The following is a 24,032-nucleotide window of genomic DNA, read 5'->3' as shown; positions in this document are numbered from 1 at the left end:
GTACCGCACCTTCGTGCGGGACCGGGCGTTCGTCGTCGTTAGTTCTTACCAGCCGCGCTCGGCGAGGCGGTGCGGCTGCGGGATTTCGTCCACGTTGATGCCGACCATTGCTTCGCCCAGGCCGCGGGAGACCTTGGCAATGACATCCGGATCGTCGTGGAAGGTGGTGGCCTTGACAATCGCGGCGGCGCGCTCGGCAGGATTGCCGGATTTGAAGATGCCGGAGCCAACGAACACGCCGTCGGCGCCCAATTGCATCATCATCGCGGCGTCGGCCGGAGTGGCGATGCCGCCAGCGGTGAACAGCACCACCGGCAGCTTGCCGGTCTGGGCGATTTCCTTGACCAGTTCGTAAGGGGCCTGCAGTTCCTTGGCTGCCACGTACAGCTCGTCTTCGGGCATCGCGGACAGGCGCTTGATCTCGGCGCGGATCTGCCGCATGTGGCCGGTGGCGTTGGAGACGTCGCCGGTGCCGGCTTCGCCCTTGGAACGGATCATCGCGGCGCCTTCGTTGATCCGGCGCAGCGCCTCGCCGAGGTTGGTGGCACCGCAGACGAACGGAACGGTGAAGTTCCACTTGTCGATGTGGTTGGTGTAGTCGGCCGGGGTCAACACCTCGGACTCGTCGATGTAGTCCACACCGAGCGACTGCAGCACCTGCGCCTCGACGAAGTGGCCGATGCGGGCCTTGGCCATGACCGGGATGGAGACGGCTTCGATGATGCCGTCCACCATGTCCGGATCGCTCATCCGGGACACGCCGCCCTGCGCGCGGATATCCGCCGGAACCCGCTCAAGGGCCATCACGGCCACGGCACCGGCGTCTTCGGCGATGCGGGCCTGTTCGGGCGTTACGACGTCCATGATGACGCCGCCCTTCAACATCTCGGCCATGCCCCGCTTTACCCGGCTGCTGCCGGTCACGGGGGCGTGAGTTGAGGTTGCTTCACTGCTGGACACTAAAAGCCCCTAGGAGTCGGTCGAAAGCGTACATCTCATCATACGTCCGGGCCAGTGAACCGGCTCACCGGTGACGTAACCTTCGTCAACGCCCGACGGCGGCCGCTCACCTCCCGTCGTCATGCCGCCTCCCTGCGTCCTCCGGCAGACCGGGCGGTCAACCGATCAGGCGGTCAGCCGGGTCTGTCGGTAAACGGTCATCATCCGCTGAATCACGGTCAACAGGCTGGCTGCAGCCAGCAGCACCAGGACCACCAGCAGAACCACTTCCGGCAGGCCCAGCCCGGTCAGGCCGGTGAAGACCAGGACGGCCACCAGGCGCTCGGATCGTTCGGCGAAGCCGACGGCGGCGGTGCAGCCGAGCGACTCGGCCTTGGCTCGGGCGTAGGAGACCAGGGAGCCCAGCAACAGGCACACGAGCGCGGAGACCGCGATCGCCGGGTTCTCTCCCCCGGTAAAGAACCAAATGGCCACACCGGCGAACACCGCGCCGTCGGCCAGCCGGTCAAGGGTGGAGTCCAGGAAGCTGCCCCAGCGGCTGCTGCGCTCCAACATGCGGGCCATCAGGCCGTCCACCATGTCGGAGAAAACGAACGCAGTGATAAATACCGTGCCCCAAAACAACTCCCCCAGCGGGTAGAACACCAGCGCCCCGGCGCAAACCCCGAGCGTGCCGATGATCGTGACGGCGTCGGGCGAGACGCCCATCCGGATCAGGACGCGGGCCAGCGGGGTGAAGAGCTTGCCGAAGAATCCGCGCGCGTACTTGTTCAGCATCGCCGCGTTACCGTGCAGGCCAGGCGTCGGCTACCTGCTTGCGGACCTCGTCCAGGGTCTGGGTGATGGCTTTGGTCTGCGCGATGATCGGGAAGAAATTCCCGTCACCGCCCCACCGCGGCACCACATGCTGGTGCAGGTGCGCAGCGACGCCCGCTCCGCCGGCTTCACCCTGGTTCATGCCCAGGTTGAAGCCGCTGGGGTTCGCCACCTTCCGCAGCACGCGCATGGCCGTCTGGGTCAGCTCGGCGAACTCCGCGGTCTCCGCCGGGGTGATGTCCGTGTAGTCGGGCACATGGCGGTATGGGCAGACCAGCAAGTGGCCGGGATTGTACGGAAACAGGTTCAGCACCACGTAAGCGGTCTCGCCGCGGTGGACGATCAGCGATTCCTCGTCCGGCCGGGCCGGCGCCACGCAGAACGGACACTCGTCCTTGTTCTTGAACTGCCCCTGGCCGCCCTTGACGTAGGCCATCCGGTGCGGCGTCCAGAGCCGCTGGAAGGCATCCGGGACGCCGGGCAGCTCGAAACTGTCCGTTGCCTCATCATCCGCCCGGCCCATCATGGCTTCCCTGGTCGTCCCGGCCATCGTCAGTTGCCGCGCCTGGCGACGGCCTGGACGATCCGCGCTACTGCCTCATCGACCGGAATGCCATTGTCCTGGCTGCCGTCGCGGAAGCGGAAGGAAACCGCTCCGGCTTCGGCATCCTCGCCGCCGGCGATCAGCACGAACGGTATCTTGTCCTTGCTGGCGGTGCGGATTTTCTTCGGAAAGCGGTCGGAACCCAGATCCGCCTCAGCCCGGATGCCCTGGGCCTGCAGCTTGGCCACGATCTCCAGCATGTAGTCGTTAAAGGTCTCCGCCACCGGAATGCCAACCACCTGGACTGGAGCGAGCCAAGCCGGGAACGCCCCGGCGTAGTGCTCAATCAGCAGGCCCATAAACCGCTCCACCGATCCGAACAGCGCACGGTGGATCATAACCGGCCGCTGCCGGGAACCGTCGGCGGCCTGGTACTCCAGCTCGAACCGTTCCGGCAGGTTGAAGTCCAGCTGGATGGTGGACATCTGCCAGGTCCGGCCGATCGCGTCCCGCGCCTGGACCGAGATCTTCGGCCCATAGAAGGCGGCTCCGCCCGGATCCGGCACCAGTTCCAGACCGGATGCTTCGGCCACCTCGGCCAAGGTGCGGGTGGCTTCGTCCCAAACCTCGTCGGAGCCGACGAACTTTTCGGGATCCTTGGTGGACAGTTCCAGGAAGAAGTCGTCCAGCCCATAGTCCTTGAGCAGGTCCAGCACGAAGTTCAGCGTGGTGGTCAGCTCGTCCTTCATCTGCTCGCGGGTGCAGTAAATATGCGCGTCGTCCTGCGTCATGCCGCGCACCCGGGTCAGACCGTGGATCACGCCGGACTTCTCGTACCGGTAAACCGAACCGAACTCGAACATCCTCAGCGGCAGTTCACGGTAGGACCGTCCGCGCGAGCGGAAGATCAGGTTGTGCATCGGGCAGTTCATCGGCTTCAGGTAGTAGTCCTGGCCGGGCTTGACGACCTCGCCGGTCTCCGGGTCCCGGGTCTCGTCCACGTGCATCGGAGGGAACATGCCGTCCCGGTACCAATCCAGGTGTCCGGACACCTCATACAGGTTGCTCTTGGTGATGTGCGGGGTATAGACGAATTCGTAGCCGGCCTCGGTGTGACGCTGCCGCGAGTAGTCTTCCATCGCCTTACGGACAATGCCGCCCTTGGGGTGGAAAACGGGCAGGCCGGAACCCAGTTCGTCCGGGAAGGAGAACAGGTCCAGTTCGGCGCCCAGCCGGCGGTGGTCGCGGCGCTCGGCCTCCGCCAGCCGCTCCTGGTAGGCCTTCAGGTCGTCCTTGGTGGGCCACGCGGTGCCGTAGATGCGCTGCAGCTGCTTGTTCTTCTCGTTGCCGCGCCAGTACGCTGCGGCCGAACGGGTCAACGCATAGGCGTTGGAGATTAGCTTGGTGTTCGGCAAGTGCGGGCCGCGGCAGAGATCCTTCCAGACCACTTCGCCGCTCTTGGCGTCCACGTTGTCGTAGATGGTCAGCTCGCCGGAGCCAACTTCGATGCTGGCGCCTTCGCCGGCCTCATCGGAGTGGCCTTTGAGCCCGATGAGCTCTTCCTTGTACGGCTCGCCGGCCATTTCCGCCAAGGCCTCGGTCTCGGAAACGGCGCGGCGGACGAAGCGCTGGTTGGAATTGACGATCTTGAGCATCATCTTTTCCAGCTGCTTCAGATCCTCAGGCGTGAAGGGCTCATCGACGTCGAAATCGAAGTAGAAACCGTCTGTGATGTACGGACCGATGCCAAGTTTGGAGTCCTTGCGCAACTGCTGCACAGCCTGGGCCATCACGTGTGCAGTGGAATGGCGCAGCACGTTCAGCCCGTCGGGCGAATCGATGGTCACGGCCTCCACTTTGGCGCCGGCCGGGATGGGCTGGTCCAGGTCCTTCAGCTCGCCGTCCACGCGTACGACGACGACCTCCCGCCGGGTGCCGTAAAGGTCGGCTCCCGTCGTGCCCTCGGTCACCTGGTTCTCTTCGCCGTCGACGATGAGGGTGATGTTCTGGGGCGCTGACACAGAGGTCTCCTAATTGTTGGCTACGGCCGTTACTGCAGCGACATACGTGGGCGCTGCAAGCCTCTACGATCGTATCCGCTGACGAGTTGCCGGACCAACATCGGCGCGGCCCGATCCGGCGTGACCACCGCTGAACCGGGGCCGTGGATGATCGCCTTGGTCTGCGCAGACAGGCTCTGAACGGCGGACCCTGCAGAACCGAACCACGAGCCGGCTCACCCCGCGGCGGGGTCCCTTCACCCTTGCCGCGGGGGCCTCCGCCACTCCGTTCGGCGTTCCGGTCAGAACGGCGGATTCTGCGGCTGCGCTGGCCAACCGTCAAAAGGGCTGGAATTCCTGCCCGCGCTGGTGGTTTCGGCTGTGCGCCCCAGCCCCATCTCGAGTTCTTCCTGCTGTGGCGCCCGCGGCGGATTGGCGGTGTGAACCGAGGGAATCGGGGCATTTGCCTCATGAACGGCGGACTTTGTAACGGTTGTGGGACCGCCGGGCTACCCGGAGTTGGTGCCCAGCAGGGCCGGCTCGGGAGGTCGTTCGGGCAGTTGGGCGTCCTTGAGCCAGACGTGATTGCGTAGTGGTTTTTGCGCCGGATCCATGTCGGGCGGCGGGAAGAACCAGGCGACGCCATTGATGACCTCGATCCGCCAGTCTCCTTCGTGGATGAGGTGGTGGTGGTGACTGCACAGCATCACGCCGTTGTCGGTGGATGTTGGGCCGCCCTTTTCAAACCACCGGATGTGGTGCACCTCCGTCCAGGGCGATGGGGCGGTGCAGCCGGGGAAGGCACAGCCGCCGTCCCTGGCGATGATCGCCAGCCGCATGTACTTCGGGAACAGCCGCTGTGACTGGCCGACGTCCAGAATCACGCCCATACCGGCAAGGACCACCGGGATGATGTCCGCATCGCAGGCTATCCGGCGGATGGTCTTCGCGCTCAGCGGTCCGGAGAAAGTACTGGCTCCCGGGCGGCCGAGGTCGGAGGCCAGATCCTTGTAGTCGATGGTGGCCAGCAACTGGGGACGGCGTCCGCCGGCTGCCGGCAACAGATCCGTGGTCAGCGCAACCTTGCAGGCACCGATAAGCCCGTCCAGTTGCTTCTGCTGCCGGGTGCGCCCGTCCAGCTCTTGGCCGGGTTCGGCGGCGGCAACGTCCTCGCCTGAAGCGTCGCCGCTGGTGGCAGGGGCGGCAGCGGGCGTGCCGGTCCCGTCGAACCCGACAGTGCCAGCCGTGGCTGTCCCGTCCCGCAGCCGGGGATTGGTGGCCGTGTTGTAGACCGTTGCCAAGACCTCGTTCTGCTCATCGGTGGCGTTGATCTCGTAGCAGTGCAGCCCGTTGCGCCGGCCCCGGTAAAACAAGCCCTGGCGTGCCTTCAGCTCGGCCGCAGTCGGGTCCGCTCCGGCAGGGTCGAGGCCGCCTTCCCACTGCCGGATCAGCAGCCGCAGCGAATCGGCGTCGTATTCCGAGGCATGCTTGACCAGCGCCTCTTCCATTTGACGCAGCCGGTCCGGGTCGGCCACCCGGCGCATACCGTCGACAGCCTTGCGGATCAGGTTTGCGGCTTGGCTGGATACCTGCCCTTCGTCCAAGGCCCGTGCGAGCACGGGCAAGCGTGGCGGTGCGCTCGGTTTGCCTTCACGGGCTTGCCGCGGCTCGGTGGCCTCGGCGAGCTGGAACCGGCGTGCAGCTTCCTGCCGCCCGATGCCGAGTTTCGCCCGGAGGTAGTCTTCATTCGACTTAAAGGCTCCGCGCTTTTGCAGGTTTGGGTCGTCTGGATTGTGGGGCTTGTCGGTTTCTCCGACGGCAGCGATGTTCTGCTCCTTGACCAGCAGGGCCAGGATGAGCTGAGTCTGGGCAGCCGTATTGGCCAGCTCCTCAGCCTGCGCTGCCGTTTGCGCCACATATTTGGTGCTGCGGGTCAGTCCATGTGCCCGAAGACGGTCATTGAAATCCGCGAGCTCGGCGCGTAGCCGGGCCAGCAGAGCGGAATCATCTTGCCCTGCTTCCGTTGCTACATCCACTGCCTCGATCGCCATGTATCAAGCCTATGAAGGACTCGAAAGCAGCAGGAGAAGTGGAAACACCGATGTGGGCAAGGGGCCGCACAGGGACGCCTGTGTAGAGGTGCTCGCCCGAGGCAGTGCGCGCCGTCACCTAACCCGGGACGAACGGCTTCCGGCCAGCCAGGGTTCGGCCGGGAGGCGGTGGTCCAGGCCCTCCTCGGCCATGCGGCGGGCGAGCTCGGCGGTACCCAGTGGTCCGGCACCGGGAGCGGCATGGGATGCCGCCGGCAGAGCGGCAGGGGATGCCGCCGGCGGAGCGGCAGGGGACGCCGCAGGCGATGTGGCAGGGGTCCGAACGTGCGGCGGTTCGGGACGGACGGCGTTTCCCGGTAGCGGCAGACTGGCAGCGTTGGACAGGTCCCAGGCCTCAAGCGCCTGCAACCCGATTCCTTTGGGGCCGGTCCGGCGGGTGAGTCCACGGATGAGCAGCAGCTCGGTCCCGAACAGCAGCGGGCCGGAGCGTTCCTGTGCCTCCTGGAAGAAGGTGGCGTCTACGCAGCCGGTACCGTCGTCCACGCTGATGAAAACCACCCGGCGGCCGCCGCGCATGGGCGGGGTTTGGGTGGCGACCCGGATACCGGCCACCATCACCTCGCTTCCGTTGCGCAGGCCCAGCAGGTCCTTGGCCGGGGTGACACCTAGTTTTGCCAGCAGCGGCGCGTAGCTTTCCATCAAGTGGGAGCTGGCGTCGATCGAGAGCAAGTCCAGTTCGGTGCGCACCATGTCTACCGCCGTCGGTTCTGGGAAGACCGGGACCAGGTTGCGCAGTTCCAGGTCCCCCAGCGGCAGGGACAGTTGGCCTTCGGTGGGTTGGTAGCGTTTGGGCACCGGGCGTGCGGCTGGCTGGTCCAGGTGATAAACCAGATCCGTCCGGCTGGCAGCGCGTCCGCCGCGTTGGCCGGTTGCCCGGTTCAGTTCGTCGAAGGCTCCCAGCTGGGCCAGGCGTTTCAGCGCGGGTTTGCCGACCTTGCCCCTGGCCCGCAGGTCGGCCAATGATCCGTACGGCTGTCCGGCGACAATGCGCTGGAGTTCGGCAGCTGAGAGCCCGTAGATGCCGGCAAGGCTGAGCCGGATGCCCAGCTTTTCTCCTGTACCGGAAGAAACACGTTCCACCCGGTAGCGGTCAGTGCTGCGGTTGATGTCCAGCGGCAGGATCGGGATGCCGAGCCGCCGCGCCTCCGCCACCAGCAGGCGCCGCGGATACATCCCCGGGTCATGCTCCCAGAGCCCGGCGAGGAACGCCTCAGGATGGTGGGCTTTCAACCACGCAGTCTGGTAGGTGGGGACCGCGAAAGCGGCACCGTGGGCTTTGCAGAAGCCGAAGCTGCCAAAGGACTTCAAGGTAGTCCAAACCGTATCCACGACATCCGGCGGATATCCCCGGTCCAGCGAAGCTTTGCGGAAATAATCCTCCACTGCGGGCTCGGCTTCCTCATTGCCCAGCAGTCGACGGAATTCGTCGGCCTTGGCCAGCCCGCATCCGGTGAAGACATCGAAGGTCCGCAGGACTTGTTCATGGAAGACGGTCACGCCGTGGGTTTCCTTCAAAACCGGGATCAGATCCGGGTGAGGAAATCGCTCCGGAGCCCAACCATGGCGCTGCTCCAGGAACGGGCGGACCATGTCCGATTGCATGGGACCGGGCCGGAACAGCGAAATATCGATGATCAGGTCGTTGAAGTCCCGCGGAGCCATCTTGCCCACCAGTTCGCGTTGGCCCGGCGATTCAATCTGGAAGCACCCCAGAGTGTGGGTGCTGCGGATCAGTTCGTAGGTCGGTTCGTCGTCCAGCGGTACCTGTTCCAAGTTGATTGTCCCGTTCGCGGCAATGTAGCCGGGCCCTTCCCCGTCCTCGTCCACCGGGTGCTTTCCGGCTGCAGTTACCGCTTCCTTGTTTGGATGGATGCGGGCGATTTCGGCGAGCGCGTAAGCCATCGAGCTCTGCATCCGCACACCCAACACGTCCAGTTTGAGCATGCCCATTGGATCCATATCGTGTTTATCGAACTGGCTCATTGGCAGTCCCAGTCCGCTGGGCTGGGTGGGGGTACGGTCCAGCAACGAGGTGTCGCCCAGGATCACCCCGCAAGGATGCATGGAGATATGCCGGGGCAGCCGGTCCAGCCGTTCGGTCAGGTCCACCAGCAGATCCAGTTGCTGGTTCTGCTCCACCTGGGCCGAAAACGCGCGCAGCTCCGGCTTCTCAGCCATCGCTTCACGGAATTTGCGCGCGGAGAACCGCCAAAGCTGTTTGGCGATACCGGAGATCTCATCCTCCGGCAGGCCAAGTGCCAGGCCGGCGTCGCGGACCGCGCCGCGGGCCCGGTAGCCGTTTTGCATGCTCATCAGAGTGACCCGCTCGCTGCCGAATCGGTCGAAGATCTTCTGGTAAACGTTGTGCCGCTCTGCGCTTTCCACATCAATGTCTATGTCCGGCAGGGTGGAGCGGTCCTGGGAGAGGAAGCGTTCGAAGATCAGCCCGTGGTCCAGCGGGTTGACGTGGCTGATGTAGAGCAGATAGTTCACCAGGCTGGAGGCACCGGAGCCTCGCGCCGAAGCCCGCACGCCCATGCCGGTAATCATTCGCGATACTTCGGCCACTGTCAGGAAGTAGGACGCGAAACCCAGCCGGGAAATGATGCCCAGCTCATGCGCCAACCGGTCCCGCAGCTCCTGTTCTGCCCGTCCGGAAATTCCGCCAAACCGTTCGGTGATGCCGGTTTCACAGCGCTGCAGCAGTTCGGTCATTGGTTCCCCGTCGATCCCTATGACCGAGGCTTCCGGGACCACGGGATGTTTGAAGCCCATGTCCTGGTAAGGGTCCATCCGGCACCGGTCCGCCACGGCTTCCGTCATGGACAGCAGTCGGTGCACGTCCCGGCTTCCGCCACCGGCTGCCTGAACGATTTCCCGGGCCAGCGCCTGCATCTGGGCAGGGGATTTCAGCCAGCCCTGGGCACTGGGCTGCAAGTCAGGCAGTTTGGACAAGGCGGTCAAAGCCCTAGCCGAGTCCAGTACATCTGCGGTGGCTGCGCCGTCCTCTTCGCAGTAGCGCACCGCATTGGTCAGTACTGCTGGAATCTTCAGTTCCCCGGCGAGGTTGAGCATCCGTACGGCATGGGCGGTACTCAGGTTCTCGCCGGGGGCGCTGAGGTGGGAAACGATTTCCATTGCCAGCGATCCGGCTGGCAGCACGGTACGCCAGAGTCCGGCCAGCCGCCGCGCTTCGGCATAGCTGCGGCGGCGCAGCGCCTGACCGACCCCGGACATCGGACCCAACAGCACCGTTAAGGCCGGCCCGCCGTCCGGAATGCCGGCATGCCGGGCGAGCTGTTCCAGCGTCACCCCTGGCGTCCGGTGCCTGCTCCCCCGCCCGCTGCCGGCCGTACCGTGATGAGCTGCCGAGATCAGGCGGCAGAGCGCATGGTAGCCGCTGCCCTGGTTCCCGCCATGCGCCAGCACCACAACGCGCCCGGTGTCCCGGCCGCCGTCGTCCTGGACTGCCAGGTCCACGCCGACTATCGGATCAATCCCCGCTGCCAGGCAGGCCTTGAGGTGCTTGACCGTTCCGTAGAGTCCATCCCGGTCTGTGCAGGCCAAAGCGTCCGCTCCGAAGGAAGCGGCTGCTTCGGCCAACTCATCAGGCCAGGAGACACCGTAGTGGGCGCTGAACGCCGTGGATACATGCAGATGGGTAAAGCTCATTGGTCATTCCAAACGCCTTATCAAGGCACAGGATCGTTATCCGGCAAGAAGCCGCGGAACCGAGGCGAATAAATATTGCGTGTCTGCGCTCAGGCGCTCAGTTCCCGGACGGCATCATGGACACGGATCAGTCGCCAGCGATCGGCATCCACCTGATGGGAAAGATCCAAGGTGCGGATCTGGGACCTGCCGTTCAGCCGTGCCTGAACACGCCAGATTTCATGGTCCACCAACCCGGCTCCCCTGCCCCGCTCTGCACGCAGTTCCTCCGCCCACCACTTGCGGCGTTCGTACCAACGCACGGGTTCTGCGACAATCCGGTAGCTCCTGCCCTGCCACCGCAGCCGTAGCGGCTGTCCGGCAGGGGAACAAACAACTTCGACAGCTTCACTGAAAACACCCATGTTCCAGTCACCTTTCATCTGGACAACGGGTCAGAGTCCGCAGCACGCGCCCCTGCGCCAACACGCCTGCCGAAGAACTTGACCCTCTTATTCTATTCGAATATGTGTTCGAATCCAAGATCAAGCGTAGGCACGGGCACTGACAAAATCAGAGTGAGGAGGTGCCGCCAGCCGATGCTTCCTAATGGGGTCCGATGTGGACGAACGCTGCCCTGCTCCCTAGCCTTGCTCGGCCAGGTACTTCACATCGCCGACCAGTTTGTCCCACATCAATTTGGAGTGTTCGGCATCTTCGGCACTGGCGTTGTTGTCCTGGGACAGCGTGAACTCGGTCCCGCCGGGAACTTCCTCCAGCGTCCAGACGAGGCGGTGGTAGTTCTCCGGCACGTCCTCTAGCCCGGTCAGCGGGCTGAAGTGTGTGACGACCAGCCGCCTGCCGGGTTCGAACTCCTGCACCTGGCCCCTGTCTTCGTAGGCCTTGCCTTCCCATTCGCCGCGCCAGCGGATAGGCCCGCCGACGCTCCAGTCCGTCTGGACCTCGGTGCCGAACATGAACCCCTTGATGGCTTCGGGGTCGGTAATCACCGACCAGACACGATCGGGCGGTGCTGCGATGGTCGTCGTCGAACTGGCAACAAATTTTCCCGTCATGGGTTCCTCCCCCGCAGACAGCTCGAGCAGACAGCCGCGAAGCGTGCGGTCCGGCCACACCCCTAGCTTCCAGCAGTGACGGCCGGGGCACAATACGCTTGGCGGAATTGTCGCGGACGGCCGCCTGCGAAGGCGGGCCCCCGTGTACAGGAGAAATCATTCCTCCGGTCGGCCCGGCCGGTACTCAGGCCGCTTCGTCGATGAGCTCAGGCCCGTTATTGCGCACATTGTTCACCTTGGAGCTGACTCGCCGCGGAACCAGATGCGGTTCGGGCATGGCAGCCAGCAGCTGTTGTACATCCGCCTCGGATGTTGTCTCCGGATCCAGCCAGTCCGAATAAAGGTCAGTCGGGACGATCAGCGGCGTCCGGTCATGGATGTGTCCCAGCGAATCGGAGGCCTGGGTGGTGATGATGGTGCAGGTCCGCAGCCACTTGTCCGGATGGTCGTCGGGCAAGGCTGGATCCGGCCAGTTCTCGAAGAGTGCTGCGAAGGCCAACATCTCTTCGCGTTCGCCGTGCAGATAGGTTGGTATTTTGCCGTCCGGGGTCTTTTGCCATTCAAAGTACCCATCGGCTACGAGCAGTCCGCGCTTTCTCGCCGCAGCCTTACGGAACGAGGGTTTTTCCGTGACGGTCTCCATCCGGGCGTTGATCAGGCGTGCGCCGGAGCGAGGATCCTTGGCCCACGAGGGTACCAGGCCCCACCGGGCCATGATGAGCTTCCTGGACACCCCGTCGCCGTCGTGCCCCCTGCGATCGATGATCAGGGGGACTTCGTCAGTCGGTGCAATGTTGTATGAAGGCCGGATCTCATCAACATAGGACTCATCGACATCGAATGAAGCCACCAGGTCGCCGGTTCCGCGCGCCATGACGTATCTGCCACACATGCCTCCATTATGGTCCACGTGCCGCGGATCCAGACCGGGCAGGGCAGGCACTGTCCGCGGCAGCGCCCGCCACCGGGAATGCCCGCGTCCGGTGCGACGTTGACATGTACACAAGCTTTCATACCAGAAGGAGCCACCTTGGATTACACACCTGCTGCCGGAACCGTCACCATGTTCTCCACCACGTGGTGCGGCTACTGCCGTCGCCTGAAGACCCAGTTCGATGCGCAGGGCATCGGCTACACCGAGATCAACATCGAAGAGGTTCCGGGCACCGCCGAACTGGTCGAGAAGCTCAACGACGGAAACCAGACGGTCCCCACACTGCTCTTCCCGGATGGCAGCAGCGCCACGAACCCGCCGCTGTCGCTGGTCAAGGAGCGCTTGGGCGTCTAGCGGCGCAGGCTCCGCCAGCCGGTTTCCAAGCCGCGGGCAATCGGGGCGCCACAGTTTCCATAACAATCGTTTTGGAAATTGTGGCGCCCCTGTTTTCTTCCTAGGATGGGCAGAGGCGGCCGACGACGGCCTCGCCAGACTTCGCTAGGAAGGAATCACTCCCGCATGGTTCACAAGGTACGGGCAGTAGTGGCCCTGGAAAAGAATGCGCCGGTCTCCATCGAAACCATCCTGGTGCCGGATCCGGGTCCGGGCGAGGCGCTGGTGGACATCCTCACCTGCGGCGTCTGCCATACGGACCTGCACTACAAGCAGGGCGGGATCAACGACGACTTCCCGTTCCTGCTCGGCCACGAGGCCACCGGCGTGGTCAGCGCCGTCGGCCCGGACGTGACCAATTTGGCCCCCGGCGACCGCGTAATCCTGAACTGGCGCGCCGTCTGCGGTGAATGCCGGGCCTGCCAGCGCGGCCAAGCACAGTACTGCTTCAACACCCACAACGCCACGCAGAAGATGACGCTGGAGGACGGCACCGAGCTCTCCCCCGCTCTGGGCATCGGCGCCTTTGCGGAAAAGACCCTGGTGGCCGCCGGGCAGTGCACCAAGGTGGACGACGACGTCGATCCGGCCGCAGTGGGCCTGCTCGGCTGCGGCGTGATGGCCGGCATTGGCGCGGCCATCAACACCGGTGAGGTCAAGCGCGGCGAATCCGTGGCCGTGATCGGCTGCGGCGGTGTTGGCATTGCCGCCATCGCCGGCGCCAAGCTGGCCGGGGCCACCACGATCATCGCCGTAGATATCGACGACAACAAGGTGGAACTGGCCAAGTCCCTGGGTGCCACGCACGGCGTCAACTCCAAGGAACAGGACCCGGTGGAGGCCATTCGGGCGCTCACCGGCGGCAACGGCGCCGACGTCGTGATTGAAGCAGTGGGCCGCCCGGAAACCTACAAGCAGGCCTTCTACGCCCGCGACCTGGCCGGCCGGGTCGTGCTGGTGGGCGTGCCCACGCCGGAGATGAAGCTCGAACTGCCGCTGCTGGACGTGTTCGGCCGCGGCGGCTCGCTGAAGTCCTCGTGGTACGGCGACTGCCTGCCTTCCCGCGACTTCCCCATGCTGGTCAGCCACTACAAGCAGGGCAACCTGGACCTCGACGCCTTTGTCACCGAGCGGATCAAACTGGAAGACGTGGAAGCCGCGTTCGACAAGATGCACGAAGGCAAGGTCCTGCGTTCGGTGGTGGAGGTCGCATGAGCGCCGCCATCGAAAACCTGGTCACATCGGGTACCTTCTCGCTGGACGGCGGCACCTGGGATGTGGACAACAACGTCTGGATTGTCGGTGACGACGCCGAGGTCTTCGTCATCGACCCGGCACACGACCCGCAGGCCATCGCCGCCGCGGTCGGCACCCGGACGGTGAAGGCCATCCTGCTGACCCACGGCCACGACGACCACATCCGCGCCGTCGGCGAATTCCGGGACCTGGTGAAGGCACCGGTCTACCTGCACGACGCCGACCGGATGCTCTGGGACACGGTCTTCCCGGACAGCTCGCCGGACCACGCCATCAAGGACGGCGATACATTCGAGGTCGCCGGCGCGCGGCTGAAGGCCATCCACACCCCGGGCCACTCCCCCGGATCGGTCTGCTTCCACCTGGAGTCGGAGAACGTGCTGTTCAGCGGCGACACGCTGTTCAACGGCGGCCCCGGTGCCACCGGCCGCAGCTACTCCAGCTTCGAGACGATCATCGAGTCGATCAAGGACAAGCTGCTGACGCTGCCGGCGGACACCACGGTGAACACCGGGCACGGCGATTCCACCAGCATCGGTGCCGAAGCACCGCACCTGGATGAATGGATCGCCCGCGGCCACTGAGTGGCGCATATCCAGCACCCATGCACCGCCCGTGCTTAAGTCGGTTTCGGCTTGAGCACGGGCGGTGTTCCATACAGGGGCTGGGTCAGCACGTCCGGGACGTCCTGCTGCCAGGGAAACAGCCCTTCCTCGTCGGCCCAGATGGCCTGCAGGCCGCGCAGCCGCCCCTTGTAGAGGTCCGCAGCGACCAGCAGCACATCTTGCGGCCGCTCGATCCGGGCCAGCACCACACTCCGTGGCCGCAGCGCCACCTCCATACCGGCCACCAGGGTGCGGCCGTGATGGCGCACCCGGTGCACCAGCAGGCTGAGGATGGCGTGGGTTTCCGCCTGGGTCCGTCCGGTGACAAGTAGCTCGGGGTGTTGCTGCTGCGTCAGCCCGATGGTGTAGCCAAAAGCAGTGTTATCCGCATCCCCTTCAACGATCATGCACTGCCAGCCATACTTGTCGATGGTTCGCAGCGTCTTCTCCCTGGCCTCCCGATGGGTCATGCCGTCGCACATCTCGCACACCATAGGCTCCTTTTGCCGACTGCTCAGATCGTCCAGCCAGTCTGCATCCGGACCCGCAGCAAGGGCACCGGCAATTGCGCCGATGTGGATAAGTCCGCCCTAGCCGCCGATGTAGTGCATCTCCACCTTGCGCCCCCGCCATCCGGCGGCCGGCGGGGCCTGCCCCGGAGCGCTCACGGAACGGTGGACGCCAGTGGTAGCGGCACTGCGCAGCTCCGAATAGCGGTCAGAACGGCGGCGCCACACACCGGCGAGCACGCCCGCCAGCTCGTCGTCGCCGGCGCCGCCGCGCAGCAGAGCCCTCAGATCGGTGCCTCGGGTTCCGAACAGGCAGGTGAACAGCTTCCCGTCGGTACTCAACCGGGCCCTGGTGCAGCCATGGCAGAACGCCTGAGTGACGCTGGAAATGGTGCCGATCTCGCCGCCGCCGTCGCGGTACCGGAAGCGCGTCGCTGTCTCGCCGGCGTAGCGGGGAGCCAGCGGCTCCAGCGGGAACTCAGCATCGACCCGGCGCACCACCTCCGCCGAGGGGACTACCTGCTCCAGGTTCCAACCATTGGTGGATCCCACATCCATGTATTCGATGAACCGCAAGATGTGCCCTGTTCCCCGGAAGTGGCGCGCCATCGCGAGGATACCGCCGTCGTTCATTCCGCGCTTGACCACCATGTTCACCTTAACCGGGCCAAGCCCGACGGCGGCCGCCGCCTCGATTGCCTCCAGTACCGTGGCCACGGGGTAGTCGACGTCGTTCATCTGGCGGAACGTGGCGTCATCGACGGAGTCCAGCGAGACCGTGACCCGGGAGAGGCCGGCTGCTTTGAGCGCCTCCGCCTTGCGCGCCAGCACCGAACCGTTCGTGGTCATCGCCAGATCCAGCGGGTGGCCGTCGGGCGTGCGCAGTCCGGCCAGCCCGGCCACCAGGTTCTCAATGCCCCGCCGCAGCAGCGGTTCGCCGCCGGTCAGCCGAATCTTTTCCACGCCCGCTGCGGCCGCTAGGCGGGCCACCCGGGTCATCTCCTCGAAGCTGAGCAGCTGGTCTTTCGGCAGAAAAACGAAGTCGCGACCGAAGATTTCCTTGGGCATGCAGTAGACGCAGCGGAAGTTGCACCGGTCGGTCACCGAGATCCGCAGATCCCGCAGTGGCCGGCCCAGCGCGTCGTTCAGAGGGTGCGGACCGTGCTGCGCTGGCCCGTCCATGGTGCGCCTCCACCTGCCGGGGCTTGAAGTCCCTTCCAGACTAGGCTGGCTGCGCCCGGACTACAACGGGCGGCGGAACCCGTTCCACCAGCTCGGCGAACGCCTCATCCCGCACCTCGGCGCGACCGGCGTAGGCCGCCCGCAGCGACTGTTCCACCGTTGCGACGGTCAGCCCGGGCACCAAGTCTTGAGCCGAACCGGCGGTCGCCGCGTCCCAGTCCAGGCCGAGCGCGTCGTAACTGGCGCTGAGTACCTCGCGCAGCGGAGTCGAATCCTGCACCACCACCACCGAGGAAAACAGCCAGGCGCCGGCAACTACCCGTTGGGCCGTTCCCACCAGCTTGACCCGGCGCAGCGGATCCCCGGCGTGCGCGCCGTGAATGCTGAACTCGCCGGGGCAGTACTCGCCCGGAATTTCGCCGACGGCGGCCAGCAGCCCCGCGTCGCGCAAGCCGCCGGCGATGAGTTCGCCGAACTGGCTGAAGCGCTTCTTCGCGCCGGCAATGGCATCGGCCAGCGGCTCCACGTGGTCCAGCACCAAGCAGCCTTCGTGGTACGCCGCGGCGCGGCCGCCGGCCTTGCGGATCAGCGGTTCGAAGCCCAGCTCGCGGCAACGCCGTGCTGCCTCCTCAAAGCCGGGCAAGTGTGCATCGCGCTGACCAAACGCCACCGTCGGCGCCGGACGGTAGACGCGCAGCGTGGGGCCGAGCCGTCCCTGCTTGGCAGCGGCCAGCAGGTCCAGCCCGTACTGCAGGTCAGCTTCAGCACCAAACGATTCCGGCTGCTGGACCCATTCCAGCCTGCCGGCGTTTTGCGGTGACTGCTCCAACGTCATGCCTGCTTCCTCAACGTACTGATCCGCGCCGCCTGCTGGGGGCGGATACCCTTGCCAATCTTACGGTGCGGCCGGCCGCCTGTGCCGTCGGTCTGCGCCGTCCTGCCCACCTCCGGGCAGGCGTGGAGCAGGCCACGGCGTCGGACGCGGAATAATAGCGGTGTGCCTTCTCCCCAAACCCCGCTCATTCTGCTCGGCGGCGCCTCCGGTTCCGGCAAGTCCTATCTGGCGGCACGGTTCGGCCGCCCACACGTGGAGCTCGACGGGTTCTACCGGGAGATCAGCGAGCACACCGCCGCGTCGCCGCTGCCGCAAACACCTTACGGAGAGATCGACTGGGACCATCCCGGCACCTGGAACAGCGACGCCGCGGCCCGCGCAATGGTGCAGTTGCTGCAGACCGGGCGCACCGAGATCCCCAACTACTCCATCGCCTCCTCCAGCTACACCGGTTACCGGACCGTGGCGCTCGCCGAAGGCCCGGTGATCGCCGAGGGCATTTTCGCCGATACCGTGCTGGCCCCGTTGCGCGGCCTCGGCGTGGAGGTGGACGCCGTCTTCATCAAGGTCCCTCCCATGACGACGGCGGTGCGCCGGCTGGTCCGCGACCTGCGCGAGCACCGCAAACCGCTGCCGTTCCTGCTCAAGCGCGGCTGGGCACTCTTCCGCTCCGAACGCAGCGTGCGCGAACGCTATCTGGACGCAGGGTTCCGTGCCGTCGCCAAGCGGCAGGTGAAGAAGGAACTGGCCAGGTTGCAGCCGCTGTCGGTCGGCGGGCGGGGGTAGCGTTCCGAACTACTCGGTGACGTCCCATATCCGGCGCCACCAGGGACGCCTCGGCTCGGGCTCCGGCACTTCGGCTGCCGCTGCGGCGGCCCTCACTGCCCGGCGTTCGCGCCAGCGTCCGACTTCATACTCAACGTCGCGGGTCTTGGTGATCACCGGCGGGCCTCCCTGCAGCTGGCGCCGTGCGTTCACCACTCTGGCGTTAAAGTCCTCCAAGATCTCGCGCACCTGCCGTTCCGCAACCTGTTGGTCCAGCCGGCCATCCAGCTCCGCGTCCTCGGTGCGCAACAGCAAGGCTTCCGGGCCCAGCCCGGTCAGGTGCTCTCGCTCGATCAGCCCCTTAAGCCACCAGTCAGGGTCGTATCCGTTGCCCAGGTTCGGGATCGGTTTGCCGGCATACTTCAGATCGTCGAACTCGCCGCGCGCCATGGCCTCCCGGACCAGGTAATCGGCACGCCTGGAGGTGTCCAACTCCCGAATCTTCCGCTGCTTCTCCTCGTCCGCCTTGGTCTGCTCGGCATCCTCCGGGCCGGCCGGGCCGTGTTCCCGGGCGGCGCGCAACTCGGCGGCGCGTTCCAACCGCCGGCCGTTGTCCTCCGCTGCCCTGCCCATCTGTCCTCACCGCCTCCGTAAAACCTTTGCAAGTATTTTCCCAGCCCGTTCTGCACGCGGCAATGCACGCCGGCCGTTCACGGGAGGTCGCGGGCGTCGCTGAACGCGCAGACTGGCGGTGGCAGACCGCGAACGCGCGGTGGCAGACTCGGAGCCATGCGCGCATTCGTTGTCCTCGGCACCGCCTCCCAGGTTCCCACCCGGACCCGCAACCACAACGGCTATCTGTTGCGCTGGGACGGCGAGGGACTGCTGTTCGATCCGGGCGAGGGCACGCAGCGGCAAATGATCCTGGCCGGTGTTTCGGCCAGCCGAATCACCCGCATCTGCCTCACGCATGTGCACGGCGACCACTGCTACGGTTTGCCGGGCGTGCTTTCGCGCATGGTGCTGGATGGCGTTGCACACCCGGTGCACCTGCATTACCCAGCCTCCGGCGAGGACGTGGTCCGGGCGCTGGTCTCGCTGGCTTCCCCGGGACTGGACCTGCGCCTGCACCCGCACGGCGCGGCCGGTCCGGTTGCGGATGGGCTCGAAGTACGACCGCTGAACCACCGGATTGAGGCCTACGGCTACCGACTGACGGAGCCCGACGGCCGCACCCTGCTGCCCGAACGGCTCGCTGCCGCCGGGATTACCGGCCCCGACGTCGGACGCCTGCAGCACCAGCGCACGCTGAACGGTGTGCGGCTGGAAGACGTCAGCGTGCCGCGGCCAGGCCAGCGGTTCGCCTTCGTCATGGACACGGCCGTGTGCGCCGGCGCCGAGGAGCTCGCGGACGGCGCGGACCTCCTGGTGGCGGAGTCCACCTTCAGCGACGACGACGGCGCGCTGGCAGCGCAGTACCGCCACCTCACCGCGGGACAGGCAGGCGGCCTCGGGGCCGGCGGCAAGGTGGGCATGCTGGTGCTCACGCACTTCTCGTCGCGCTACGCCGACTTGTCCCCGCTCGGCGAGCAGGCTGTCGCCCGTGCCGGGGACACCGCCGTCGTCATGGCGCAGGACCTGGACGTGATTCCCTTTCCCAAGCGCCGGCAGACCGCCGCCACATGAGGACACTAGCCGCGCGAGCTCCGTGTCCGCGCCCACCTGGACGTCGGGGTGCCAGCACAGGTCCCGCCGTCCGGTCTCTTCCCCCACCGGCGGCAGTTTCAGGTCACCTGACTATTTCCCTCGGTGCACGTTCCGGCTATGTTGGCACACTAACCGGTCCGTGTATCAACGATCGACGGAGGCCTCGATGAGCGAACAGAACCGTCCGGAGGGCGAGCAGAATCTGCCGGATCCGGAATTGAATATTCAAGCTGAAGATCCGGCCATTCCCGATGAAGGCGTCGACGCGGTCCCGCCGGATTTGGTAGCCGCAGGAGTCGACACGGAATCCGAGCGGCCGGTGGACGAAACCGTGTCCGACCCGCTTGAAGGCGGCGTGTCGGACGACCGCCCGGGAGCGTCGCTGGACGAGTTCGACCCCGACGACCCGCGCGACTAAACACGGACAGTCCGGGATTCCACCATCGGAGGGACCCAAGCATGGCACCATCCTCGCGGTATCCCACGTCTCACACCCCAGGCAGTTCATGGCGGGATCCGCTCGGACGCGCGGGCAGTCGCTGCGCGCAGATCCTGCTGATCCTGACTCTGGTCAGTCTGGCGGTCTACGCATTGTTGCAAATCCGCCTGCTGCTCATACCGGTATTGATCGCCCTCATTCTGACCGCGGCGATCGGCCCGGCGGTGAACATGCTCCGCCGGGCAGGCTTACCCGACATACCGGCAACGCTTCTGGCCTTTTTGGGCTTATTGGTGGTCCTGGCTGCGACGGGAACCCTGATTGTCCTGGCTGTGCGCAGCCAGTGGGAGAAGCTGGTAGCGGCCACCGCCTCCGGGCTCGACCAATTCGATTCCTTCCTGCTGAATGGGCCCTTTCCCGTTAGCCAGGAGCAATTGGCACAGGGGCGCCAGGCCCTGATCGATTTCGCGGCCAGTGCCCAAGCACGCTCCAGCGCATTGTCGGGCCTTTCGGTGGCCACTGAGTTTCTTGCCGGCACCGCTCTGATGATTATTGTCCTTTTCTTCTTCCTCAAAGACGGGGCCAGAATCTGGGACTTCCTCTTGCGTCCGTTCAGCGGCCCACGGGAAGCCAAGCTGCGCCGTGCCGGCAAACGGACGCTCGAAGTGCTGGGCAGCTACGTCCGGGGCACGGCAACCATTGCGCTGATTGACGCAACGGCCATCGGGATCGCGCTGCTGGTGCTGCAGGTTCCGCTGGCCGTCCCGCTAGCCATGATCGTCTTCTTAGGTGCCTTCATTCCACTGGTCGGAGCCACAGTTGCGGGCGTGTTGGCCGTACTGGTGGCACTGGTGACCCGGGGGCCGATCGTCGCCCTGATCGTGGTCATCGTCGTGATTGCCGTCAACCAGTTGGAAAACCATCTGCTGCAGCCGGTCGTCATGGCCAGGTCTCTGAAGCTGCATGCCCTGGTGATCCTCTTCTCGCTGACCGCCGGCACGATTCTGGCCGGCATCATCGGCGCAGTGCTGGCAGTTCCGTTGGCCGCCGTCGTTTGGGCCGTGTTGCAAGTCTGGACCGCGGAGGACCCGCGGCTCGAAGACCTCAATCCAGACGTGCCTCCGGCTGGCTCCGAACCGACTTAGCCCGCGGACGTGGGCCGCATCCGGAAACCGGCGGAAAAGCCCGTCGATGGCAGGCTGTGGCCGACGCATTGACCCCTTCCCGGAGAGACTGCCACACTTTGAGCATCGCACCGTTTGGTTCAAAGGAGATCCTCATGGCCGGCATGATCCGCAAGAGTCTAAACGAACCCGAAGAAACCCGGCCCTTCGAAGACGGTAAAGGAAAGCTCGATCTGGTTCATCTGGAGGCCGGCGGCGTCGGGCGGGCCGTTTTCGAACCGGGCTGGCAATGGTCCAAGCACGTGAAGCCAATCGCCAAGACTGATAGCTGCCAGGCTGACCATGCCGGCTATGTGCTGTCCGGACGGATGAAGATCGTCATGGACGACGGCGAAGAGAACGAGTTCGTAGCCGGTGACTACATGTCGGTCCCGCCCGGCCACGATGCATGGGTCATCGGCGACGAGCAGTGCGTCGTCATCGACTGGGCGGGATACGTCGACTACGCCAAGCGACGCGACTAAGTTTCTTTCCGCCACCTGCGGGGAGGCAGCTTGAGTAGAGGCTGCATCCGGCGACCGGCCCCTGGCGGAAGCCTAGGCAGCTCCGTCATGATCATCCGGGACTCGCTCCATCGCCGGTCCTGCCCGCCCACTCGTCCTGCCGGCCGCCCCCCGTCTACTGACACCCGGCGGGTGTTCCTCCACGCGCGGCAGCGCCCTGAATCTGATGACGCGAGTGGGACCGACGACGAAGACTCTTCGCGAGATCGGGTTCCCGAGACAGCTTTACCGGACCGTCAGTTGGTTGCTCATCCTTGAGGGGTGATGACACCGGCCACGGGCGCTCAGAACATTAGAAAGAGTCGCCAAGCTGCCAGCCTGACGAAATGGCGCCGCGAAACGCCTTCCCTGCCTCGCCGACAGCCGACATCAGAACAACCTCAGCTACCTGAAGAAAAGGTCTTCGAGATGAACAAGCACCCACTGATCTCCGATCACGGTCTTATCGGTGATCTGCAGACGACAGCACTAGTGGCTACAGACGGCACTCTTGGTTGGTTCTGCAGCCCACGCTTCGATTCGCCCAGCATCTTCGCCTCCTTGCTTGATCCTGAGCGCGGAGGCCACTTCGCCACGCGGCCTCGCGAGGAAGCATTCGCAACGAAGCAGCTCTATTTCCCCGATACCGCGATCCTCATTACGCGGTTCCTTACTGAAGCAGGGGTCGGGGAACTCACCGACTTCATGATTCCCACCACCGGTACCACCCCCAGCCAGCAGCACCGGCTGGTGCGGATGGTGCGATGCGTACGCGGGAGGATTTCGTTCGACATTGAGGTTGCGCCCCAGTTCGACTACGGACGTCAGAGCCATGAGCTCAGTCTCTCCGATTCCGGCGCAGTGTTCGAGGCAGGCGAGACACGCCTGAGCCTCAGCCTCATCCGCGAGGAGGATGACGAACGGCTAGGCCGTTCCATAACCACCGACGAAGGCATGCTGCGGGCCGTCCTCGACCTTGAGGAAGGTCAAATGCGCGGGTTGGTGCTGGAAACGGGACCGGATGTCGCCCCGGCGTTGATGCGACCGGCGCAGGCCCAACAGCTGGCCGACGACACCGCACGCTTCTGGCATGACTGGCTCAGCCAGTCCACCTATACGGGCAGGTGGCGAGCGGTCCTGGAACGGTCGGCCATCACGCTGAAGCTGCTGACCTATGCCCCCAGCGGGAGCCTGGTGGCGGCTCCCACTGCCGGCCTTCCAGAAGAAATCGGCGGGGAACGCAACTGGGACTACCGGTTCACCTGGGTCCGTGATGGATCCTTCTCGGTTCACGCACTGCTGCGAATGGGATTCCTCGATGAGGCTGTCGCCTTCAGCCAGTGGCTCCGCGACCGGGTCAGCGAGCCCCGCGAGGGCAAGTCCTACCCGCTGGATATTATGTACCGCGTTGATGGCAGCAGCGACCTCCATGAGGAGATTCTCGAGGATTGGAAGGGCTATCGCGGCTCCTACCCGGTGCGGATTGGAAACGGAGCCGCTGATCAACTCCAACTGGACATTTACGGGGAAGCGCTCGATGCGGTCTACTACCTCGATGGCGCGGGCGTCGGAATCGGACAAGCCGGGTGGCTCGCCATTTCCGAACTGCTCAACTGGCTTGCCGACAACTGGGACCAGCCGGAGGAAGGCATCTGGGAGACCCGGGGCGGCCGAAAGGACTTCACGTACGGAAGACTCATGTGCTGGGTCGCGTTTGATCGAGGCATCCGGCTCGCGACCTCACGCGGGCGGCCGGCGCCACTCGCCCGGTGGATAGCTGAGCGGGACGCCATCTACCAGCAGATCATGGAGAAGGGGTGGAGCAGCGAACGACAAGCCTTCGTCCAGCAGTATGGCGAAAACGTCCTCGACGCCGCACTGCTGAAGATGCCTCAAGTCGGTTTCGTGTCCCCCCAGGATCCGATGTGGCAGTCCACCCTTCGGGCGATGGACGCTGAGCTGGTCTCGGATAGCTTGGTCTACCGCTATGATCCCAGTGCCTCCCCCGACGGGCTGCGCGGTTCGGAGGGCACGTTCTCCCTCTGCACGTTCCTCTACGTAGATGCGCTGGCACGATCAAACCGGCTCGATGAGGCACGGTTGACCTTCGACAAAATGCTGACGTACGCAAACCACGTCGGGTTGTACTCCGAGGAGATCGCAGCCACCGGAGAGCAGATCGGCAACTTTCCGCAGGCATTCACACATCTGGCACTGATCGACGCCGCCATCACCCTCAACGAGCGTCTTGACGCCGCGCAGAAAGGCCGACGGTTCCGCGGCCAAACCGGGCACACGCAAGCTAGCTAGCGCGGCAGTCCCGCGTTCGGCCGCAGTCCCGCGTTCGAAGGTCCTGGGCTGCCACATGCGTGCATTACCGGGCCGCTGCCACGCGAGTGCAGTTCCTGGGCGCCGCCACGCGTGTGCAGTTTCCGGGTATCGTCAACAGCCGCCCTCCTCGGGGTTTTACTCCGCAACCTGGTGGCGCTCCGAGTTCCTGTTTGGCACTCCGACGTGGAGACTGGATGCCGCCACGCAGGAAGCCAGCTTGGTCCAGTCCCCCACAAAGTGGCTTTTGCTGG

The 24,032-nt window shown here is 65.2% G+C and carries 22 protein-coding genes; 9 read left to right on the top strand and 13 right to left on the bottom strand.

Annotation, left to right across the window (positions count from 1 at the left end):
- Nucleotides 1-45 precede the first annotated feature (45 nt).
- From pdxS to AC5RW2_RS04110, 9 genes are all read right to left on the bottom strand, one after another.
- Nucleotides 46-960, bottom strand: a complete 915-nt coding sequence (gene pdxS, locus AC5RW2_RS04150; protein ID WP_493962145.1) for a pyridoxal 5'-phosphate synthase lyase subunit PdxS — start codon at nt 958-960, stop codon at nt 46-48.
- A 165-nt stretch (nt 961-1,125) separates the two neighbouring features.
- A complete protein-coding gene (gene pgsA, locus AC5RW2_RS04145) occupies nt 1,126-1,737 on the bottom strand; it encodes a phosphatidylinositol phosphate synthase (RefSeq protein ID WP_493962146.1) in 612 nt (203 codons plus the stop codon).
- Nucleotides 1,738-1,744: 7 nt separating this feature from the next.
- Nucleotides 1,745-2,326 carry an HIT family protein gene (locus AC5RW2_RS04140; protein WP_493940731.1) on the bottom strand — a complete coding sequence of 194 codons (582 nt, stop codon included), beginning with the start codon at nt 2,324-2,326 and terminating at the stop codon, nt 1,745-1,747.
- A gap of 2 nt (nt 2,327-2,328) precedes the next feature.
- Entirely contained in the window at nt 2,329-4,341 is a 2,013-nt protein-coding gene (gene thrS / locus AC5RW2_RS04135; protein ID WP_493962147.1) for a threonine--tRNA ligase, read from the bottom strand.
- A 488-nt stretch (nt 4,342-4,829) separates the two neighbouring features.
- The gene (locus AC5RW2_RS04130; protein ID WP_493962148.1) at nt 4,830-6,371 is read right to left on the bottom strand and encodes an HNH endonuclease signature motif containing protein; all 1,542 of its coding nucleotides are present in this window, start codon (nt 6,369-6,371) and stop codon (nt 4,830-4,832) included.
- Between the two features lie 114 nt (nt 6,372-6,485).
- A complete protein-coding gene (locus tag AC5RW2_RS04125; protein WP_493962149.1) occupies nt 6,486-10,103 on the bottom strand; it encodes a DNA polymerase III subunit alpha in 3,618 nt (1,205 codons plus the stop codon).
- A gap of 89 nt (nt 10,104-10,192) precedes the next feature.
- The gene (locus tag AC5RW2_RS04120; RefSeq protein ID WP_136785395.1) at nt 10,193-10,507 is read right to left on the bottom strand and encodes a DUF6504 family protein; all 315 of its coding nucleotides are present in this window, start codon (nt 10,505-10,507) and stop codon (nt 10,193-10,195) included.
- Nucleotides 10,508-10,726: 219 nt separating this feature from the next.
- Nucleotides 10,727-11,158, bottom strand: a complete 432-nt coding sequence (locus tag AC5RW2_RS04115) for an SRPBCC domain-containing protein (RefSeq protein ID WP_493962150.1) — start codon at nt 11,156-11,158, stop codon at nt 10,727-10,729.
- Between the two features lie 184 nt (nt 11,159-11,342).
- Nucleotides 11,343-12,050 (bottom strand): SOS response-associated peptidase, encoded by a 708-nt coding sequence (locus AC5RW2_RS04110; protein ID WP_493962151.1) that lies wholly within the window; start codon nt 12,048-12,050, stop codon nt 11,343-11,345.
- Nucleotides 12,051-12,188: 138 nt separating this feature from the next.
- Here AC5RW2_RS04110 and AC5RW2_RS04105 point away from each other — a divergent pair, with 138 nt between their 5' ends.
- The 3 genes from AC5RW2_RS04105 (at nt 12,189) to AC5RW2_RS04095 (ending at nt 14,326) form a co-directional block, all read left to right on the top strand.
- Complete coding sequence (locus tag AC5RW2_RS04105; protein ID WP_127512700.1) at nt 12,189-12,446, top strand: glutaredoxin domain-containing protein; 258 nt, start codon at nt 12,189-12,191, stop codon at nt 12,444-12,446.
- A gap of 165 nt (nt 12,447-12,611) precedes the next feature.
- Entirely contained in the window at nt 12,612-13,700 is a 1,089-nt protein-coding gene (locus AC5RW2_RS04100) for an S-(hydroxymethyl)mycothiol dehydrogenase (protein WP_493950604.1), read from the top strand.
- Complete coding sequence (locus tag AC5RW2_RS04095; RefSeq protein WP_493962152.1) at nt 13,697-14,326, top strand: MBL fold metallo-hydrolase; 630 nt, start codon at nt 13,697-13,699, stop codon at nt 14,324-14,326. The genes AC5RW2_RS04100 and AC5RW2_RS04095 overlap by 4 nt, the downstream gene beginning before the upstream one ends.
- Before the next feature lie 35 nt (nt 14,327-14,361).
- Here the strand turns inward: AC5RW2_RS04095 and AC5RW2_RS04090 are convergent, their stop codons facing one another.
- From AC5RW2_RS04090 to AC5RW2_RS04080, 3 genes are all read right to left on the bottom strand, one after another.
- Nucleotides 14,362-14,829 (bottom strand): DUF4262 domain-containing protein, encoded by a 468-nt coding sequence (locus AC5RW2_RS04090; RefSeq protein WP_494073699.1) that lies wholly within the window; start codon nt 14,827-14,829, stop codon nt 14,362-14,364.
- Nucleotides 14,830-14,937: 108 nt separating this feature from the next.
- Complete coding sequence (gene moaA / locus AC5RW2_RS04085) at nt 14,938-16,038, bottom strand: GTP 3',8-cyclase MoaA (protein WP_493962154.1); 1,101 nt, start codon at nt 16,036-16,038, stop codon at nt 14,938-14,940.
- A gap of 40 nt (nt 16,039-16,078) precedes the next feature.
- A complete protein-coding gene (locus AC5RW2_RS04080) occupies nt 16,079-16,873 on the bottom strand; it encodes a lipoate--protein ligase family protein (RefSeq protein ID WP_493962155.1) in 795 nt (264 codons plus the stop codon).
- 162 nt (nt 16,874-17,035) lie between these two features.
- On the opposite strand from AC5RW2_RS04080, the gene AC5RW2_RS04075 reads away from it, so the two are divergent.
- Nucleotides 17,036-17,659 carry a uridine kinase family protein gene (locus AC5RW2_RS04075; protein ID WP_493962156.1) on the top strand — a complete coding sequence of 208 codons (624 nt, stop codon included), beginning with the start codon at nt 17,036-17,038 and terminating at the stop codon, nt 17,657-17,659.
- A gap of 9 nt (nt 17,660-17,668) precedes the next feature.
- Here the strand turns inward: AC5RW2_RS04075 and AC5RW2_RS04070 are convergent, their stop codons facing one another.
- A complete protein-coding gene (locus AC5RW2_RS04070; protein WP_493962157.1) occupies nt 17,669-18,271 on the bottom strand; it encodes a DnaJ family domain-containing protein in 603 nt (200 codons plus the stop codon).
- A gap of 156 nt (nt 18,272-18,427) precedes the next feature.
- On the opposite strand from AC5RW2_RS04070, the gene AC5RW2_RS04065 reads away from it, so the two are divergent.
- The 5 genes from AC5RW2_RS04065 (at nt 18,428) to AC5RW2_RS04045 (ending at nt 23,760) form a co-directional block, all read left to right on the top strand.
- The gene (locus AC5RW2_RS04065; RefSeq protein ID WP_493962158.1) at nt 18,428-19,324 is read left to right on the top strand and encodes a ribonuclease Z; all 897 of its coding nucleotides are present in this window, start codon (nt 18,428-18,430) and stop codon (nt 19,322-19,324) included.
- A 187-nt stretch (nt 19,325-19,511) separates the two neighbouring features.
- Nucleotides 19,512-19,763 (top strand): hypothetical protein, encoded by a 252-nt coding sequence (locus tag AC5RW2_RS04060; protein ID WP_493950612.1) that lies wholly within the window; start codon nt 19,512-19,514, stop codon nt 19,761-19,763.
- 41 nt (nt 19,764-19,804) lie between these two features.
- Nucleotides 19,805-20,929, top strand: a complete 1,125-nt coding sequence (locus tag AC5RW2_RS04055; protein WP_493950613.1) for an AI-2E family transporter — start codon at nt 19,805-19,807, stop codon at nt 20,927-20,929.
- A gap of 134 nt (nt 20,930-21,063) precedes the next feature.
- Nucleotides 21,064-21,432: a cupin domain-containing protein gene (locus AC5RW2_RS04050; protein ID WP_493950614.1), complete on the top strand. Its 369-nt coding sequence runs from the start codon at nt 21,064-21,066 to the stop codon at nt 21,430-21,432.
- A 447-nt stretch (nt 21,433-21,879) separates the two neighbouring features.
- Nucleotides 21,880-23,760 (top strand): glycoside hydrolase family 15 protein, encoded by a 1,881-nt coding sequence (locus tag AC5RW2_RS04045; protein ID WP_493950615.1) that lies wholly within the window; start codon nt 21,880-21,882, stop codon nt 23,758-23,760.
- Nucleotides 23,761-24,032: the final 272 nt, after the last annotated feature.

It is taken from the genome of Arthrobacter sp. B0316-1-20, assembly GCF_059091865.1.
Note: the sequence above shows the minus strand (reverse complement) of the source record. Positions and strands in the feature narration are given on the sequence as shown.

Coding starts and splice junctions, on each gene's coding strand:
- pgsA (WP_493962146.1), bottom strand. CDS start 1,737: ATGCTGAACAAGTACGCGCGCGGATTCTTCGGCAAGCTCTTCACCCCG.
- AC5RW2_RS04140 (WP_493940731.1), bottom strand. CDS start 2,326: ATGGCCGGGACGACCAGGGAAGCCATGATGGGCCGGGCGGATGATGAG.
- AC5RW2_RS04130 (WP_493962148.1), bottom strand. CDS start 6,371: ATGGCGATCGAGGCAGTGGATGTAGCAACGGAAGCAGGGCAAGATGAT.
- AC5RW2_RS04125 (WP_493962149.1), bottom strand. CDS start 10,103: ATGAGCTTTACCCATCTGCATGTATCCACGGCGTTCAGCGCCCACTAC.
- AC5RW2_RS04120 (WP_136785395.1), bottom strand. CDS start 10,507: ATGGGTGTTTTCAGTGAAGCTGTCGAAGTTGTTTGTTCCCCTGCCGGA.
- AC5RW2_RS04115 (WP_493962150.1), bottom strand. CDS start 11,158: ATGACGGGAAAATTTGTTGCCAGTTCGACGACGACCATCGCAGCACCG.
- AC5RW2_RS04110 (WP_493962151.1), bottom strand. CDS start 12,050: ATGTGTGGCAGATACGTCATGGCGCGCGGAACCGGCGACCTGGTGGCT.
- AC5RW2_RS04100 (WP_493950604.1), top strand. CDS start 12,612: ATGGTTCACAAGGTACGGGCAGTAGTGGCCCTGGAAAAGAATGCGCCG.
- AC5RW2_RS04095 (WP_493962152.1), top strand. CDS start 13,697: ATGAGCGCCGCCATCGAAAACCTGGTCACATCGGGTACCTTCTCGCTG.
- AC5RW2_RS04090 (WP_494073699.1), bottom strand. CDS start 14,829: ATGTGCGACGGCATGACCCATCGGGAGGCCAGGGAGAAGACGCTGCGA.
- moaA (WP_493962154.1), bottom strand. CDS start 16,038: ATGGACGGGCCAGCGCAGCACGGTCCGCACCCTCTGAACGACGCGCTG.
- AC5RW2_RS04080 (WP_493962155.1), bottom strand. CDS start 16,873: ATGACGTTGGAGCAGTCACCGCAAAACGCCGGCAGGCTGGAATGGGTC.
- AC5RW2_RS04070 (WP_493962157.1), bottom strand. CDS start 18,271: ATGGGCAGGGCAGCGGAGGACAACGGCCGGCGGTTGGAACGCGCCGCC.
- AC5RW2_RS04065 (WP_493962158.1), top strand. CDS start 18,428: ATGCGCGCATTCGTTGTCCTCGGCACCGCCTCCCAGGTTCCCACCCGG.
- AC5RW2_RS04060 (WP_493950612.1), top strand. CDS start 19,512: ATGAGCGAACAGAACCGTCCGGAGGGCGAGCAGAATCTGCCGGATCCG.
- AC5RW2_RS04055 (WP_493950613.1), top strand. CDS start 19,805: ATGGCACCATCCTCGCGGTATCCCACGTCTCACACCCCAGGCAGTTCA.
- AC5RW2_RS04050 (WP_493950614.1), top strand. CDS start 21,064: ATGGCCGGCATGATCCGCAAGAGTCTAAACGAACCCGAAGAAACCCGG.
- AC5RW2_RS04045 (WP_493950615.1), top strand. CDS start 21,880: ATGAACAAGCACCCACTGATCTCCGATCACGGTCTTATCGGTGATCTG.